Genomic DNA, 16618 nt, shown 5'->3' on the forward strand with positions numbered 1-16618 from the left:
CACGACGTGCACCGGGCCCCGGGACCGGACCCGGCACCGGTCCCCGGGGTGCCAGCGCTGCGCGGGCGCGACGCGCACCCGCAGCGGGCCGGGGCCCGGGCCGCACACGGTCACGAGGGCGGCGTCGCCGACGAACTCGACGCCCGTCACCTCGCCGGGCGCGCCGTCGTCCGGGCCGTCGTCCGGGCCGTCGTCCGGGCCGTCGGCGGGCAGCAGGTCGAGCTGCTCGGGCCGCAGCACCGCCAGCGCGGGGCCGGCCGCCGCGGTCCCCGGCCGCAGCGGGGCGCGGCCCAGCGCGGTGGTGACCGTCGCGTCGCCGACCCGGGCCGGGAGCAGGACGACGTCGCCGACCAGCCCGGCGACCGCGGCCGAGGCGGGTGCGGCGTAGAGCTCGCGCGGCGTCGCGGTCTGGGCCAGGCGCCCGTCGTGCAGGACGGCGACCCGGTCGCTGACCGCGAGCGCCTCGCGCCGGTCGTGGGTGATGAGCACGCCGGTCGCACCGGCCGCCCGCAGCGCGGCGAGGGTCTCCCCGCGGACCTGCTCGCGCAGGCCGGCGTCGAGTGCGGAGAACGGCTCGTCGAGCAGGACCACGCGCGGCCCGGGTGCCAGCGCCCGGGCCAGCGCGACCCGGCGCCGCTGCCCGCCGGACAGCGCGTGCGGCATCCGGTCGGCCTCACCGGTCAGGCCCACCAGCTCCAGGAGCGCCGCGACCCGCGCCCGGTCCGCGTCCGGGGCGGCCCGCCGCCACCGGCCGGCGCGCCGGCGCAGCCCGAACCCGACGTTGCCCGCGACGGTGAGGTGGGCGAACAGCGCCCCCTCCTGCGGGACGAGGCCGACCCCGCGCCGCTCCGGGGCCAGTGTGGTCACGTCCTCGCCGTCGAGACCGACGGTGCCGGCCCCGGCCGGGTGCAGCCCGGCGACCACCCGCAGCAGGGTCGTCTTCCCGCTGCCCGACGCGCCGAGCACCGAGACCAGTTCTCCGGCGCCGACGTCGAGGTCGACGCCGTGCAGCACGGTCGCGCGGCCGTACCCGGCCCGCAGCCCGCGCACCGTCAGCCCCGTGCCCGCCGTCCCGGCTCCGCCGGTCATCGCCGCCCCCCGCCCGCGTACACCAGCAGCGCCGCCGGCACGCAGGCCAGCACCAGCAGCGCGAGCGCGGCCGGGGCGGCCGCGCCGTGGGCCCCGAGCGAGGTGTGCGCCCACAGCCGGGTCGCCAGGGTGTCGATCCCGGTCGGGCGCAGCATCAGGGTCGCCGGGAGCTCCTTCATCGCGGTGACCGCGACCAGCAGCCCGCCGGTGGCGATGCCCGGCAGTGCCTGCGGCGCGGTGACCGTCCACCAGGTCGTCCACGGCGTACGGCCCAGCGTGCGGGCCACCTCCTCGGCCTCGGGCGGGACCCGCTCCACCGCGCTGCGGGCCGCGCCGAGCGCCTTGGGCAGGAACAGCACGGCGTAGCCGAACACCAGGACGGCGGCGCTCTGGTACAGCGCCGGGACCAGCGCGAGGGACAGGAACACCAGGGCCAGCCCGACGACGACGCCCGGCAGCCCCTGCCCGAGGTAGGCGGCGGACTCGGTCGCGGCGACGGCGCGGGAGCGGTGGCGGGCGGCGAGCACCCCGACCGGCAGCGCCATCGCCACCGCCAGCAGGGCCGCCGCGCCGGACAGCAGCAGCGTCCAGCCGGCCGCGACGGCCAGGCGCGGCAGGTCGACGGGCACGCCACCGGCGGCGAGGATCCGCCCGGTGAGCACCGCGGGCGGCCCGAGCAGCGCGACCGCAGCGACCGCGGCGAGCGCGGCGGCGACGGCGGCGGTGGCCACCGGGTGCAGCCGCGCGGGCGGCGTGGCGGTCGTGGTGGTGCTCGCCCGGGCGCGGCCGGACCGGCGGCGGGCGAGCCGCTCGAGCGCGACGAGCGCGAGGGTCGCGGCGGCGAGGACCAGTGCGGTCACCGCCGCGCCCGTCCGGTCGACGGTGCCCTCGTAGGCGGCCTGCACGGCCCAGGTGAACGACTCGTAGCGCAGCAGCGCGGGCGCGCCGAAGTCCGACAGGGTGTAGAGCGCGGCCAGCAGCGTCCCGGCGAGGGCGGCGGGCAGCGCCTGGGGCAGCGTCACCCGGCAGAACGCGGCGACCGGGCCCCGCCCGAGGGTCCGGGCCGCGTCCTCCGGCCCGGTGTCCGCGGCGCGCAGCGCGGCCGCCGCGGGCAGCGTCACGTACGGCGTGCAGGCCAGCACCAGCACGGCGACCAGGGGGCCGAGACCCCGGGCGTCCGGGCGCACGGCCAGCAGCGCGAAGGCCGTCAGGTAGGACGGCACCGCCAGCGGCAGGGCCGCGAGGACCCACCACAGGCCGGGGCGCGGCAGCCGGACGCGGACCAGCGCCGCCGCCGTCGCCAGGCCCAGCACGAGGCAGCCGAGCGAGACCGCCGCGACGAGCACGGCGGAGTTCACGACGAGGGTCAGGGTCCGCTCCCGCAGCAGCAGGGCGGCGACGCGGTCCGGGTCCGCCCCAGCGACGCGCACGACCAGCCAGACCAGCGGCAGTGCGGCACAGGCGGCGACGGCCACCGCCGCCCCCAGCAGGGCGCGCGGCGGCCGTTCCCGCCGGTGTGCCGGCGGCCGGGCGGCGGGCGGGGCCGCGACGTGTCGGCGCAGCACCGTCAGAGCAGTCCGACCTGCGTCATGAGCCGGGTGGTGGCGTCGAGGTCGGCCAGGTCGGCGAGGTCGAGCTGCGGTGCCCGCAGCTCGGCCAGCGCGGGCATCCCCTCCGGACCGGCCACCCCGGCCACCAGCGGGTACTCCCCGGTCTCGCGGGCGAAGTACTCCTGGGCCGCCGGGGAGACCAGGAAGCGCAGCAGCTCGGCGGCCTCCGCGGAGTCCGCCGCACCGGTGAGGACCCCGGCCCCGGTGACGTTGACCAGCGCGCTCGCCGTGCCGGGGGCGCCGAAGCGCAGCGCGGTGTTCGCGGGCGGGGTCTCGGCGGCCGCGACGTAGTAGTGGTTGATCAGGCCGACGTCGATCGCGCCGCTGTCCACCGCCTCCAGGATCGCGGTGTTGCGGGGGAAGAGCTGCACGTCGTTGGCCCGCAGCCCCTCCAGGAACGCGCGGGCGGCGTCCTCGCCCTCCTGCACGCGCAGCGCCGTGACGAACGCCTGGAACGAGGCGTTGGTGGGGGCGATGCCGACCCGGCCCCGCCAGCGCGGGTCGGTCAGCGCGGTGACGTCGGCCGGCACCTCGGCCGCGGGCACCCGGGTGTTGTACGCGGCCACCCGCACCCGTCCGGTCAGCCCGGTCCAGGTGCCGTCGGTCGCGGTGTAGGGCGCGAGCACGGCCCCGCGCACGTCCTCGGGCAGCGGGGCGAAGGCCCCGGTGGCGGCGAGGGCGCCGAGCGCGCCGGCGTCCTGGGACAGGAACACCTGTGCGGGGGTCGCCGCACCCTCCTCCGCGAGCTGGGCGGCGAGCTCGGTGGTCGAGCCGTAACGGGTGTCCACGGTGATGCCCGACTGCTGCTGGAACTGCTCCAGCAACGGCGCGACGAGGTCCTCCTCGCGACCGGAGTACAGGGTCAGGGTGCGCCCCCCGGCCCGCCGGGGCCGGGTCGGCGGGGGCGGCGGCGCCACCGCAGCCGGCGACGAACAGGGTGGCGGCCAGGAACGTGCCGGCGAGCACGCCGCGCCGGGTCGGTCGGGTCACGTGGGGGTCCTCCGGAGACAGGGGGGCCTACGCCCGGTTCGCCGGGCTCGTCCCCTTTCGGGCGAGGGCAGGCTAACCTCTGTCCGATCCGTCGGGATCTCCCGAGAATTGAGGGGGTGCGCGCGTGGTGCGGGTGCTGCTGGTCGACGACCACCGGTCGTTCACCGACCTGCTCGCCCTCGGGCTCGGCGTGCGCGCCGGTGCCGAGGTCGTGGGCGTCGCGCACGACGCGGACACCGCCCGTGCGCTGCTGGGCGGGGGCGCGCCGGCTCCGGACGTCGTCGTCCTCGACGTCCGGCTGCCCGGTGGCGGGCTGTCCCTGCTCGGCGACGTGCACGCGGCCGGGGCCCGCGCCCTGGTGCTCACCGCGCACCCCCGGCCCGGGCCCGCGCGCGAGGCCCGTGCCGCCGGGGCCGCGGGGTTCCTGGGCAAGCAGGTCCCGCTGGACGGCATCGTCGCCGCCGTCCGGACCGTCGCGGCGGGCGGGACCGTGCACGCCGACACCGGGCCGGTCCCGCACCTGACCCCGCGCGAGCACGACGTGCTCGACGGGCTCGCCCGCGGCGGGCACGTCGGGCGCATCGCCGGGGACCGGGGGCTGTCCCCGCACACCGTGCGCGACCACGTCCGCGCGGTGCTGGGCAAGCTCGGCGCACGCTCGCAGCTGGAGGCGGTCGTGACCGCCGAACGCCTCGGGCTGGTCGCGTTCGACCCCGAGGGCGAGGTCCCCGCGGACCGGGTGCCGTGAGCGGCCCGGCGCGGGCCCGACCCACCGGTCCCCCGCCCCCGGGCCGCCTGCTCACCCGCACCCTGCTGCGGCACGCGGCGGGGACGGCGGCCGGTGTCGTGCTCGTGTGCGCCCTGGTGGCCGCGGGCGTGTGGTGGCTCGCCCACGAGGAGGCGGAGCGCCGCGCCGAGGAGGTGTCCCGCCGCGTCGCGGCCGCGGTGGTGGTCGGGCTGAGCCACCGCGACCTCGCCGCGGCCGGGCCGCGGGAGCGGGCCCGGGTGCTCGACGACGTCGAGCCGTTCCGGGCGACCGGCATGGTCGGGCGGGTCAAGGTCTGGCTGGTCCGGGACGACCGGGCCCGGGTCGTGTTCTCCGACGAGCCCCGCGTGGAGGGCCTGACGCGGCCGTTCGACCCCGCGCTCGGCGCCCGCCTCGCGGGCGGGTCGGCGGTCGTGCTGCCGGTGCCCGACGCCGTCGACGCCACCGACGCCGAGCACCGGCACGAGCGCGGCGCCGGGCTGCGCGAGGTCTTCCTGGGGTTCACCGACGCCGCGGGCCGCCCCGCGCTGCTGGAGGTCTACGTCCCGGTCGACGTCGAGGGCGCCACCGCCCGTGCGGTCGGGCTCCTCCTGCCCCCGGCGGTCGCCGGCATGCTGGCGGTCGCCGCCGCGGTGCTGCCGCTGTCGGTGGCGCTGGCCCGGCGCCGCGAGCGCGAGCGGGCCGAGCGCCGCGACGCCGCGCACTACGGCCTGGCCGCGGGCGAGCTGGCCCGGCGCGACCTCGCCCGCCGCCTGCACGACGACGTGCTGCCCGGGCTCGCGAGCGCCGGCCTGATGCTGGACCTCGCCCCGGCCCGCCCGGAGCTGCTGCCGCGGGCACGCGCCGGCGTCGGCGACGGCGTCGTGCGGATCCGGTCGGTGCTCGACGACCTGCACCCCGACGACGTCGGCGCCGCCGGCCTTCCCGCGGCACTGGCCGCGCTGGCCGCCGAGGGCACCCCTCCCGCCACCGTCTCGGTCTCCGGTGACCCCGCGGCCGCACTCGGCGACGACGCCGCGGCCCTGCTGCACCGCGCCGCCGGGGAGCTGCTGCGCAACGCCCGCGCGCACGCCGCGGCCACCCGGGTGAGCGTCGCGCTCGACGCCGGCGCCCGGCCCCGGCTCGTCGTCGCCGACGACGGCACCGGGTTCGACCCGGACCGCGGACCCGCACCCGGCCACATCGGTCTGCTGCTCGTGCGCCGGGCCGTCACCGAGGCCGGCGGCACGCTGACGGTGCGCAGCACACCGGGCGCCGGGAGCACCGTGACCGTGGAGCTCCCGGGCCGCCGGTGAGCCGCGGGCGGGCCCGGCCGGACCCCGGAACTGCACGATGTGCGCGGACGCACTCCCGGCAAACTTGCACGCTCTGCATCTTTGCGTGAAACTCGTTGCGTGACGTCAACCATCCGCCCCGCGCGTACCCCCGAGGAGGCCGCGGCCCACCGCCGCGACGTGCTGCTCCCCCTGACCGGCCTGCTGATGGCGCTGTTCGTCGGCGTGCTCTCCAGCACGATCGTGTCCAACGCCCTGCCCCGGATCCTGGGCGACCTCGGCGGCACCCAGGCCGAGTACACGTGGGTGGTCTCGGCGTCGCTGCTCGCCATGACGGCCAGCACCCCGATCTGGGGCAAGCTGGCCGACCTCTACTCCAAGAAGCTGCTGGTGCAGGCCGCGATCGGGATCTTCCTGATCGGGTCGCTGCTGTGCGGGCTGGCGGTGTCCACCGGCCAGCTCATCGGCTTCCGGGTGCTGCAGGGCCTCGGCATGGGCGGGCTGCAGGCCCTGACCCAGGTCGTCATCGCCGCGATCATCACCCCGCGCGAGCGCGGCCGGTACATGGGCTACCTGTCGGCGATCATGTCGGTCGCCGTCGTCGGCGGCCCGCTGCTCGGCGGCATCATCGTGGACTCGCCGCTGGGCTGGCGCTGGTGCTTCTTCGTCGGCGTCCCGCTGGCGGCCCTGTCGCTGCTGGTGCTGCAGCGCACCCTGAACGTGCCGACGCCGCGGCGCGACGCCGGCGAGCCGGTCACGATCGACTACCTCGGGGCGACCCTGATCGCGGCCGCGGTGTCCGCGCTGCTGCTGTGGACCTCGCTGGGCGGCAAGCAGTTCGCCTGGTCCTCGCCGACCTCGTTCGGGCTGATCGGCGGCGGGCTGGTGCTGCTGGTGCTGGCCGTGGTCGTCGAGCGCCGCGCGAAGGACCCGGTCGTGCCGCCGTTCCTGTTCCGCGACCGCACGGTCGTGCTGGCCACCGTCGCGAGCCTGTTCGTCGGCGTCGCGATGTTCGGGTCGACGATCTTCCTGTCGCAGTACTTCCAGCTCGCCCGGGGTGCGAGCGCCACCGAGGCCGGGCTGCTGACCCTGCCGATGATCGTCGGCATGTTCCTGGCCTCGAACGTCGCCGGCCAGCTCATCAGCCGCTACGGCTACTGGAAGCGCTACCTGGTCGGGGGCGCCGTCTCGCTGACCGCCGGGCTCGCCCTCGGCGCGACGGTCATCTCCTCCACGGTCGCCTACTGGCAGGTCGCGGTGGCGATGGCCCTGGTCGGTCTCGGTGTCGGCACCACCCAGCAGAACCTCGTGCTGGCGGTGCAGAACACGGTCGCGATGCGGCACATGGGCGCCGCCAGCTCCACGGTCACGTTCTTCCGGTCGCTGGGCGGCTCGGCGGGCGTCGCCGGGCTGGGCGCGCTGCTCGCGTCGGTCGTCGGCTCCCGGACCGCGTCCGGGCTGGCCGCGGCCGGGATCGAGGGCGGCGCCGTCGGCGGCGGGCAGGTGCCGAACCTGGCCCGGCTGCCCGAGCCGGTGCGCTCGATCGTGATGGAGTCCTACGGCCACGCCACCGCGATGATCTTCCTGGTCGCGGCGCCGCTGGCGTTCCTCGCGCTGGTCGCGATCCTGGCGCTGCGGGAGGTGCCGCTGCGCGACACCCTCGACATCGAGCGCCCGGCCGGCGGAGCGGAGCCGGTCGGCGGGACCCCGGCCGCCCGGCCCGCCCCGGCCGCGGGGCCGGTGCTGCACGGTGTCGTGCGGGCCGACGGCGTCCCCGCGGGCGGTGCCGTGCTGACCGTGCTCGACGCCGTCGGCGACGAGGTGGGCCGTACCCGCGCCGACGCGGACGGGCGCTACCGGATCTGCGTCGCGACCGGCACGCTGTCCACCGTGTACCGCTGGGAGGGCAGGCCCGCCGCGCACCGGGTCACCGTGCCCGCCGCCGGGCTGCGGCTCGACGTCGACCTGCCCGCCGGGCACCGCACCGACGGCCACGGCATCCACGGCACCCACGGCGACGGCACCGACGGCCACGGGCCCGGCGCGTACGGCGCCGGGCGGCACGAGCTCGTCGCGGTCATCGACGCGCCGAAGCGCGGGCGGACGGGGGCCGACCGTGTCTGAGCACACGCCGCCGGCCGCGCCGCCCGGGCGTCGCGAGCGCAAGAAGGCCGCCACCCGGGTCGCGCTGGCCTCGGCCGCGCTGCGGCTGTGCAGCAGCCGGGGGCTGGACGCGGTGACCGTCGAGCAGATCGCCGACGCCGCGGACGTCGCCCCGCGGACCTTCTTCAACTACTTCACCTCCAAGGAGGAGGCGGTCGTCGCCGGGAACGCGGCCTCGGCCGACACCCTGCTCACCGCGTTCGCGGCCCGCCCGGGCGACGAGCCGGTCACCGAGTCGCTGCGCCGGGCGCTGCACGCGGTGGTGACCGACCCCGGCTACCTGGACCGGGTGCGGGCGCTGCGCTCGCTGAGCGCGCACCCCACGGTCGTCGCGCACCAGCTGGCGGCGTTCGCGGCCCAGGAGCGCGCGCTGGCCGAGGCGGTCGTCGCCCGGACCGGCACCGACCCGGCCCGCGACCTGTACCCCACCCTCGCGGCGGCCGCCGCGGTGACCGGGCTGCGCGTCGCGGTGCAGCACTGGCTGGGCGACCACGGCACCGACCCGCGCGCGCCGTCGCTGCCCGCGCTGGTCGACGAGGCGATGGCCGTGTTCGACGCCGGCCTGCGCGCGCTGGCCTGCACCCCGGCCTGAGCACCCGGGCGGGCCGGGAGAGGATCACCGGCGTGCCCGAGCCCGTCACCGCCGTCCTGGACCGCCCGACCCCGGCGCCGCTGGAGCTGACCCTGCACCCGGCGGCCGACCCGGTCGCGCCGGTGCTGCTCGTCGTGCCCGCGATGGGGATGCGCGCGTCGTTCTACACGCCGCTGCTGGGCGCGCTCGCCGACGCCGGCGTCGCGGCCGCGGTCACCGAGCTGCGCGGGCACCAGGCGCGGCCCGCTCCCCCGCCGGGCCGCCGACACGACCACGGCTACGACGACCTCGTCGGCGACCTGGGCGCGGCCGTCGAGACCGTGCGCGAGCTGCGCCCCGGCGCACCCGTCCTGCCGCTCGGGCACAGCCTGGGCGGGCACCTGTGCGCCGCCTTCGCCGCGCGGCGCCCCGACCGCGTCGACGGGCTGGCGCTGGTCGCGTCCGGCAGCGTCGACTGGCGGGTCTGGGGGCCCGGGCACCTGCTGCGCACCCAGGCCGTGGTGGCCGCGGCGTCGCTGCTCGGGCACTTCCCCGGCGACCGGGTGGGGTTCGCCGGGCGGGAGGCCCGCGGCCAGATGCGCGACTGGGGACGGTGGGCGCGCACCGGCCGCCTCGCGTTCGGCACCCCGCGGGTCGACCACGGCCCGTCGATCGCGGCACTGCCGCTGCCGGTGCTCGGCATCGGGTTCGAGCGCGACACGCTCGCACCGCCCGCCTCCACCGCGGCGCTGCTGGACATGTTCGCCGCGGCGGAGGTGACCCGGCACCTGCTCGACGTGCCCGCCCGGCGTCCGCACGTCGGGTGGGCGCGCGAACCGGGGGCGCTCGCGGTGGTGGTGCCGGTGCTGGCGGGCTGGGCGCGCGGGGCGGGGCGGCCCTGACCCCGCCCCGCCAGGCGGGCCCTCAGACCCCGGTGCTCACCGACTCGTGCCAGGGGATCACCAGGCGCTTCGCCGTGGTCACCATCAGGTAGAGCAGCGACCCCAGTACCGCGAGCAGCACGATCACGGCGAACAGCCGCGGCGCGTCCAGGGCGTTGAGGCTCGACACCACCAGGTACCCGAGCCCGGCGCTGCCGCCGAGGTACTCACCGACGATCGCGCCGATCACCGAGAACACGATCGCGACCTCGGCGCCGGCGAACACGTAGGGCAGGGTCGCGGGCAGCTCGAGGTTGCGGAACGTCGCCCAGCGCGAGGCGCCCAGACCGGTCATGACGTCGCGGTGGCCGCGCTCGACCGAGCGGACCCCGAGCATCACGTTCAGCATGATCGGGAAGAACGCGAGCAGCCCGGCCATGATGATCTTGGAGGTCGGGCCGAAGCCGAACCAGATCACGAAGATCGGCACGAACGCCACCTTGGGCACGACCTGCAGGGCGACCAGGGCGGGCTGCACCGCGCGGCGCAGCCACTCGATCCGCCCGAGCAGCGCGCCGACGGCGACCCCGGCGACCAGCGCGGCGCCGAACCCGACGAGGACCTCCAGCAGCGTCACCCCGATGTGGCCCCAGATGTCCGGGTCGGCCAGCAGCTCCCCCAGCGCGCCGGCGACGGCGAGCGGCGCGGGCAGGATGAACTCCGACACCCCGATCACCGAGACCGTGAACTGCCAGCCCGCCACGAGCAGCAGCAGGAGCACCGGCCCGGAGATCCAGGGCAGCCGCCGCATCCAGGGCGACTCCTTCTCCGGGCCGCCGGGGTCGGTCACGGGCGTGGCGGGGCCGGTCGCCGCGGTGGGCCGTTCGGTCGTCGTCATCGGTTCAGTCCTCCCGGTCCAGCTCGGTGCGCAGCCCGGCGACCAGCGCGCCGAACTCCGGTGTCGTCTCGGTCGCCGCGGACCGCGGCCGGGGCAGGTCGACCGGGGTCACCGACCGGATGCGGCCCGGACGCGGGGTGAGCAGCACGACCCGGTCGGCCAGGAACACCGCCTCGGGGATCGAGTGGGTCACGAAGACGACCGTGGCCCCGGAGACGGCGTGGATCTGCTGCAGCTCCAGGTTCATCCGGTCGCGGGTCAGCGCGTCCAGCGCCCCGAACGGCTCGTCCATCAGCAGCACCGACGGGTCGCAGGCCAGCGCGCGGGCGATCGCGGCGCGCTGGCGCATGCCCCCCGACAGCTCGCGCGGATAGGAGTCCTCGAACCCGGCGAGGCCGACGGTGGCGCACAGCTCGACCGCGCGGGCCCGGCGCTCGGCGCGCGGCATCCCGCGCAGCTTGAGCGGCAGCGCCACGTTGTCGGTGACGGTGAACCACGGGAACAGGTTCGCCTCCTGGAAGACCAGGCCGAACTCGGCGAACACGGCGTCGTCGCGGCGGCCGGCGGACCAGGCGGGACGCCCGCCCGCCTCGACCAGCCCGGCCGAGGGGGCGAGCAGCCCGGACAGGATCCGCAGCAGGGTCGTCTTGCCGCAGCCCGAGCGTCCGACCAGCGAGACGAACTCGCCGCGGGCGACGTCGAGGTCGATCCCGGACAGTGCGTGGACCTCCCCGCGCCGGGTCGGGTAGACCTTGTCGACACCCGACACGCGCAGGCCGACCGCGCCGCCGGTGGGCGGGGCCTGCGCCGCGGAACGGGCCGCCGTCCGCTGGGTCATGCTCGTCTCCTGCTCCGGTGCCGGGGACCGTGTCGTCGAGGTGCTCATCGGGCACCCTCCGTGCCGTTGAGGCCGGCGTCGAGCCACTGTGCCGGGTCCAGCCCGGCCGGGACCTGCCCGACCGAGGACACCTCGTCGTAGGTGGCCTGCCAGCGCTGCGGGGAGATGCCGGTCGGGCCCTGGCCCTTCGCGTATCCGTCGGTGTAGGCGGCGAGGGCGGCGCGCGCGACGTCGGGCCGCTCCAGTGCCGAGACCTGGTACTTCGAGCCGATGAGCCGCATCGTCTCGGCGAAGCCGTTCGCCTCGTCGGCGGTGATGAACGCGGTGGCGTCGGCGATCGCCGCGAGGTAGCGGCGCAGCTTGTCCTGCTCGGCGGGGTCGGCCGCGGTGGCCTTCGAGGTCGCGTAGATCTGCGACCCGGCGGAGATCGCCTGGTTGGGGTCGTACACGACGGCCTCGGGCCGGGTGGCCTGCAGCAGCATCGCGGTGTCGAGCGACACGACGAAGGCGTCGACGCGCCCGCTGTCCACCAGGTCGAACACACCGGGGCTGAGCCCGACGACCTGGCGGCGCACCTCGTCGGGGGCGATCCCGGCCGAGCCCGCGACGAGGTCGAGGGTGATCGAGCTCGTGCCACCCTCCGACGGCGTCCCCACGAGCCTGCCGCGCAGCTGCGCGGCATCGGTCACCGGCGCGCGCTGCGCGGAGACCAGGCGCAGCGGACCGTCGTGCACGACGCCGCCGATCGCGACCAGCGGCGCACCGCGTTCGCCCGCGGCGACCATCGTCTCGATGTCGCCGATGCGGGAGATCTCGGCGGATCCCGCGAGCAGGGTCTGGATGGCGGGGGCGGAGCCCTGGGTGGCCTCGAAGGTCACGTCGAGGCCGTGATCGGCGAAGTAGCCCTTCGTGTCGGCGATCATCTCCGCGGCGTAGCCGAGCGACTCCATCGGCAGGATGTTCAGGAAGGTGATCCGGTCGCGGCCGTCCCCGCCACCGCCCGAGCCGCATCCGGCGAGGACGAGGCAGGCGGCGAGCAGGACCGCGGCGAGCCGCCGGGTCGTCGTACGGGTCATCGGGGGACCTCCGGTGCGTGCCGGACCGGCGCGGGGGCCGGTACGTGGGGGACGACGGCGCCGGCGCCGCGGTACCAGCCGGCGGCGTTGCCGTGCAGGACCGCGGCGCGGCCCGCCGGATCGAGGGCGTCGAGCAGCCGGGCCGCGCCGTCGCCGTGACGGTGCGGGTGGTCTCCGGCGTGGAGCAGCAGCTCCGCGGCGCCGAGGACGTCCAGGGCGTCGCGCAGCTCCGCGGGGTCGCGCGGCAGGTGGATCGGGGCCGTGGTGAACCGGACCTGCTCGCGCACGTACCGCGAGGGCGGCCGGTCCACCCACGGCACCTCGCGCCGGATGCCGCGCCACTCCTTGTCCAGCCGCCACAGCAGCGGCGGCAGCCACGAGGACCCGCACTCGGCGACGGTGACCCGCAGCGCGGGCAGCGCGCCGAGCGCGCCCTCGGCGACCAGCGACACCAGCTGGGACTGCGCGACCTGGCCGTGGGACAGGTAGTCCTGCAGGTAGGTGTGGGTGAACCCGGTCGTGGTCGGGGCGCTGCCGACCCGGCCCCAGGCGTGCAACGTGACGACCAGCCCGGCCGCGGCGGCCGCGGCCAGCACCGGGCGGAACACCGGGTGCCCCCAGCGCAGGTCGTGCCCGCGCACCGGGAGCAGCACCTGCACGAAGCGCGGGTCGCCCGCCCGGTGCTCGATCTCGGCGACGGCCGCGGCCGGGTCGCCGAGCGGCACCGCGACCGAACCGCGGGCGCGGGGCTCGTGGTCGAGGAACGTCTGTGCCGTCCAGGTGTTCACCGCCCGGCACAGGGCCGCCTCGAAGGCGTGGTTGCGGCTGACGTCGAACGCGGTGGTGCAGGTCAGGACCGCGGTCCCGGTCCGGGCGCCGCCGGGGCCCGGGGCGTCGAGCACCGCCGCACGCAGCGACGCGAGGTCGTGCGGGGCGGGCCCGTCGACCATCGCGGGCGGGTAGGCGCTCGCCTGGACGGGGTCGGCGCGCAGTGCGGCACCCGCCGCGTAGTCACGCCAGTACGGGCTCAGCGACCCCGCGAGGTCGGCGAACGAGGCCGGCGCGACGTGGGTGTCGGCGTCGAACAGCTCAGTCATCGTCGCCCCCGGGCAGGGTCAGGCCGTAGAGCCGGGCGGCGTTGGCGGCCGCCATCGGCCGGCGCAGCGCCGCGGGCAGCACCCGCAGCGCGGTGATCGGGTCGTCGAAGTCCCAGTGCGGGTAGTCGGAGGAGAACAGGATCCGGTCGGTCATCCCGGTCTGCTCCCAGGTGGTCGCCAGGTGGGCGGGCACCGGCGGCTCGTCGATCGGCTGGGTGGTGAACCACAGCCGCTCGCGCACGATCTCCGACGGCGGGCGGGTCAGCCACGGGACGTCGTCACGGCACAGCTCCCAGGCGTCGTCGAGGCCCCAGAGAAGCGACGGCAGCCACGACACCCCGCCCTCCACGAGCACGACCTGCAGGTCCGGCACCGCCTCGAGGACGCCGCCGGCGACCAGCCCGGTCAGCGCGACGGCGACGGCGTTGCCGTACCAGGCGTGCTGCTCCAGGTAGAACGACGGCCAGCCGTCGCCGCGGTGGCCCTCGGTGCCGCCGAGGTGGATCGCCACCGGCAGCCCGTGCGCGGCGGCCGCGGCGTAGATCGGCCGGTACTTGGCGTCCGACCACGGCAGGAACGTGCCGCTGGGGAACAGGACCTGCACGAACCGCGGGTCCGCGGCGCGGCGCTCGATCTCGGCGACGGCCTCGGCCGGCGACTCGTGCGGGATGCAGATGCTGGCCCGCAGCCGCGGCTCGGGGTCGAGCCAGTCGGTGACGAGCACGTCGTTGTAGGCGCGGCACAGCGCGGCCGCGAACGCGGGCTCCTCCGCGCCCGCGGTGTGGCCCTGCATCGGGATGAGCACCCCGGCGACGACGTCGTAGGGGTCGAGCAGCTGGCTGCGCATCAGGTCCAGGTCACTGCCCGGGGGCCGGACGGCGCTGCCGGGCGGGCCGGCCGCGGGGTGGGAGTCGCGGCGCATGCCGCCGTGCCGGACCCGGGGGTAGACCGCCGGCGGCGGCGCGCCGCGCAGCCCGAAGCGCAGGAACCGGCGCCGCCAGGGCTCGGGCAGTGCGGCCGCGAGCCGGTCGGGCGTGACGACCGGGTGGATGTCGGCGTCGACGATTGGGGTCCGGGTGCGACGCCGGGCCGGGGCCCGGGTGGTGGCCGCGGTGGAGTCGATGGTGGTCATGACGTCTCCTCGGTGACGGGGCGACGGCCGGTGTCGACGACCACCCAGCGGTCCTCGACGGTCACCTCGAAGGTCTCGGCGGTGTACGGGCCGGGTGTCATGCCCGGCGGGCCCGGCTCGACCGACGCCGGGAGGCTGCGGGCGGGTGCGTCGCCGGGCTGGTAGGAGCGGCCGGTGCGCACGTCGTACTCCCAGCCGTGCCAGGGGCAGGCGACGAGCACGTGGCCCTCGTCGAGCCGCACGTCCGAGGGACCGGTCGCCACCGGGGCCCCGGCGACGGAGCCGCGGCACAGCGGGCCGCCCTGGTGCGGGCAGTGGTCGGCGAGGGCGTAGTAGTCGTCGCCGACCCGGAAGACGCCGATCGAGCGGGTGCCGACCCGCACCACGCGGTGCTCGCCGGGGGCGAGCTCGTCGGCGGGCAGCACGGCGAGCCTCACGTCCCCTCCCCCGCCCGGTGCTCGCCCGCCCGCGCGAGGAGCTCGACGGTGCCCGCGGTGGCGTCGAGCCGGATGCGGTCACCGGTGCGCAGCACCTGCACCGGGTCGGCGTCGAGGTCGGCCAGGGCGGGGACGCGGGTGACGACGGCGCCGAGCGCGGCCTTCGTCGTGGTGACCGTGAAGACCATCCCGAGCGGGGCGGTGCCGAGCAGCCGGCAGCTCTGGAAGAACGCCGACCAGCCCGAGGACCCCTTGGCGCCGGGGAACACGAGGATCCTCCCGGCGAAGCAGACGCCCTGCAGGGCGTGCCGGGCCTCGACGATCGTGCCGGTCGCCGGGTCGATACCGCCCCAGCCGGAGATCGTCTCGGGCGACACCAGCGCCTCGCCGGTGACCACGCCGGGCACCACGGTCCGTCCGCGCAGGACGGTCCCGACCGTCGCGGTCATCGCAGCTCACCCGACCAGCGGCCGGTGACCGCGGCCCGCACGCACTCCTCGGTGGTGCCGAACCACGCCTCGATCCCGAGGATCGCGGGCAGGTAGTGGGCCTGCTTGGCGGAGTCGGTCGCGAACACCCTGGTCCCGGGCGGGGCCAGGCGGGACATGGCCGGGCAGGAGTCGGTGAGGACCTTCGCGCCGGCGGCCTCGATGGTGGCGGTGTAGCCGCTGCGCTCGGCGACCGCGGCCAACGCCCGCGGCGCCATGATCCACAGCGAGGTGCCGTCGTGCAGCCTGCGGCCGTCGAGGAGCCGGGCGACGTCGCGGATCTGGTCGAGCGAGGCGTGCGGGCAGCCGAGCAGGACGAAGTCGACGTCCGTGCTGGTGCCCTGGTCGTTGAGCCGGGCGTAGGTGGCGGCCCGCTCCGCGGCGCCGTAGACGACGGCGTCGGCCGGGATGGTTCCGCCGAACGCGGCGTCGGCGGTCGGAGCCTCCGGGGTGACCCCGGGGACGTGGTACACCTCGACCCCGCCGGAGGAGGCGGCCGCGGCGCCGAAGTGCTTGAGGTCGGTGAGGTCGGGCAGGGCGAGGTCGCCGGTGACGACCGGTCGGGCCTCCTGCACGACGTCGCCGGTGAAGTAGCCGAGCAGGCCCCAGTCGAGGAACCCGCCGACCGGGGTGTCGACCCGCACGAGGTGGGTGCCGCGCCGGTGTGCGTCGTGGTGGTTGCCCCAGCACGGGACGCGCCCGGTGAGGCTCGCCGCACCGGTCGACGCGGTGCCCTCGCAGTTCGTGCGGGCCCCGAGCACCGAGTTGGCGTAGACGACCGCGGAGGACTCCATCCAGGCGCAGTGCTCGCCGCGGACCGGCAGGTTCCCGACCTGGTACGGCGTGCAGGTGGCGAGGATGGAGACGCCGCGACGGCCGTAGAAGGTCTCGGCGTCGGCCTGCAGCTCCACGAACTGCGCCGGGTACGGCGCGACGGCGGCCGCGTCGGCGCCGAAGCCCTGCTGGAGCTGGCAGGTGGGCACCGCCATCGGCGGGATCTCGTGGGTCTCGTCGCTGTCGAGGTTGATCACGGAGAAGGCGCGGTCCCAGCCGCCCTCGGCGACCAGGCGGGCCTTGAGCGGGGAGGGCTGGGTAGCGGTCCCCGCGACGTTGCGCACCGAGCAGAACCGCTCGGCGTCCAGCGCCTCGGCGTAGCGGACCAGCAGGTCCATCGCGGCCGCGACGGCGGGCCCCTCGGCCCCGTCGAGCATCCTGCGGTCGTCGTCGGTGAGCATCACGGGGCGCCTCCCGGGCGGGCGGCGGCGGAGCGGGGACCGGGCATCGTTGCCTGCCTCCTCGTGGTGGTGG

Annotated in this window: 16 protein-coding genes; 5 read left to right on the plus strand and 11 right to left on the minus strand. The window is 77.0% G+C overall.

Translation table 11 applies throughout. The annotated features are described in order from the left end of the window. The 3 genes from WJX68_RS22095 to WJX68_RS22105 form a co-directional block, all read right to left on the minus strand. Positions 1-1089: ABC transporter ATP-binding protein (locus WJX68_RS22095; protein WP_340294222.1), on the minus strand; the 1089-nt coding region annotated here is incomplete at its 3' end. Further along, positions 1086-2654 (minus strand): ABC transporter permease, encoded by a 1569-nt coding sequence (locus WJX68_RS22100; protein WP_340294224.1) that lies wholly within the window; start codon positions 2652-2654, stop codon positions 1086-1088. The genes WJX68_RS22095 and WJX68_RS22100, both read right to left, overlap by 4 nt. A 2-nt stretch (positions 2655-2656) precedes the next feature. Then, positions 2657-3616: an extracellular solute-binding protein gene (locus WJX68_RS22105; protein WP_340294226.1), complete on the minus strand. Its 960-nt coding sequence runs from the start codon at positions 3614-3616 to the stop codon at positions 2657-2659. Between the two features lie 197 nt (positions 3617-3813). On the opposite strand from WJX68_RS22105, the gene WJX68_RS22110 reads away from it, so the two are divergent. From WJX68_RS22110 to WJX68_RS22130, 5 genes are all read left to right on the plus strand, one after another. Further along, the gene (locus tag WJX68_RS22110; protein WP_340294228.1) at positions 3814-4437 is read left to right on the plus strand and encodes a response regulator transcription factor; all 624 of its coding nucleotides are present in this window, start codon (positions 3814-3816) and stop codon (positions 4435-4437) included. Beyond that, positions 4434-5750: a sensor histidine kinase gene (locus WJX68_RS22115; protein ID WP_340294230.1), complete on the plus strand. Its 1317-nt coding sequence runs from the start codon at positions 4434-4436 to the stop codon at positions 5748-5750. Before WJX68_RS22110 ends, WJX68_RS22115 begins: the two co-directional genes overlap by 4 nt. A gap of 99 nt (positions 5751-5849) precedes the next feature. Beyond that, complete coding sequence (locus tag WJX68_RS22120; RefSeq protein WP_340294232.1) at positions 5850-7853, plus strand: MFS transporter; 2004 nt, start codon at positions 5850-5852, stop codon at positions 7851-7853. Then, positions 7846-8484: a TetR/AcrR family transcriptional regulator gene (locus WJX68_RS22125; protein WP_340294234.1), complete on the plus strand. Its 639-nt coding sequence runs from the start codon at positions 7846-7848 to the stop codon at positions 8482-8484. The genes WJX68_RS22120 and WJX68_RS22125 overlap by 8 nt, the downstream gene beginning before the upstream one ends. 32 nt (positions 8485-8516) lie before the next feature. Beyond that, a complete protein-coding gene (locus tag WJX68_RS22130) occupies positions 8517-9365 on the plus strand; it encodes an alpha/beta fold hydrolase (protein WP_340294236.1) in 849 nt (282 codons plus the stop codon). A 22-nt stretch (positions 9366-9387) separates the two neighbouring features. On the opposite strand, the gene WJX68_RS22135 is transcribed toward WJX68_RS22130, so the two are convergent. The 8 genes from WJX68_RS22135 to WJX68_RS22170 are packed head-to-tail and all read right to left on the minus strand — an operon-like array spanning position 9388 to position 16545. Continuing rightward, positions 9388-10242, minus strand: coding sequence for an ABC transporter permease (locus WJX68_RS22135; RefSeq protein ID WP_340294238.1), 855 nt, complete (start codon positions 10240-10242; stop codon positions 9388-9390). A gap of 4 nt (positions 10243-10246) precedes the next feature. After that, positions 10247-11128, minus strand: a complete 882-nt coding sequence (locus WJX68_RS22140) for an ABC transporter ATP-binding protein (RefSeq protein ID WP_340294240.1) — start codon at positions 11126-11128, stop codon at positions 10247-10249. Further along, the gene (locus WJX68_RS22145) at positions 11125-12156 is read right to left on the minus strand and encodes an ABC transporter substrate-binding protein (RefSeq protein ID WP_340294242.1); all 1032 of its coding nucleotides are present in this window, start codon (positions 12154-12156) and stop codon (positions 11125-11127) included. Before WJX68_RS22145 ends, WJX68_RS22140 begins: the two co-directional genes overlap by 4 nt. After that, complete coding sequence (locus WJX68_RS22150) at positions 12153-13253, minus strand: amidohydrolase family protein (RefSeq protein ID WP_340294244.1); 1101 nt, start codon at positions 13251-13253, stop codon at positions 12153-12155. Before WJX68_RS22150 ends, WJX68_RS22145 begins: the two co-directional genes overlap by 4 nt. Beyond that, on the minus strand, positions 13246-14385 hold the full coding sequence (locus WJX68_RS22155) for an amidohydrolase family protein (protein ID WP_340294246.1): 1140 nt from the start codon (positions 14383-14385) through the stop codon (positions 13246-13248). The genes WJX68_RS22150 and WJX68_RS22155 overlap by 8 nt, the downstream gene beginning before the upstream one ends. Beyond that, positions 14382-14822 (minus strand): Rieske (2Fe-2S) protein, encoded by a 441-nt coding sequence (locus tag WJX68_RS22160; protein ID WP_340294248.1) that lies wholly within the window; start codon positions 14820-14822, stop codon positions 14382-14384. The genes WJX68_RS22155 and WJX68_RS22160 overlap by 4 nt, the downstream gene beginning before the upstream one ends. Then, complete coding sequence (locus tag WJX68_RS22165; RefSeq protein WP_340294250.1) at positions 14819-15271, minus strand: aconitase X swivel domain-containing protein; 453 nt, start codon at positions 15269-15271, stop codon at positions 14819-14821. Before WJX68_RS22165 ends, WJX68_RS22160 begins: the two co-directional genes overlap by 4 nt. Beyond that, entirely contained in the window at positions 15268-16545 is a 1278-nt protein-coding gene (locus WJX68_RS22170; protein ID WP_340294402.1) for an aconitase X, read from the minus strand. Before WJX68_RS22170 ends, WJX68_RS22165 begins: the two co-directional genes overlap by 4 nt. Between the last annotated feature and the right edge of the window lie 73 nt (positions 16546-16618).

Source organism: Pseudonocardia spirodelae (assembly GCF_037727765.1).
Lineage (GTDB): Bacteria > Actinomycetota > Actinomycetes > Mycobacteriales > Pseudonocardiaceae > Pseudonocardia > Pseudonocardia spirodelae.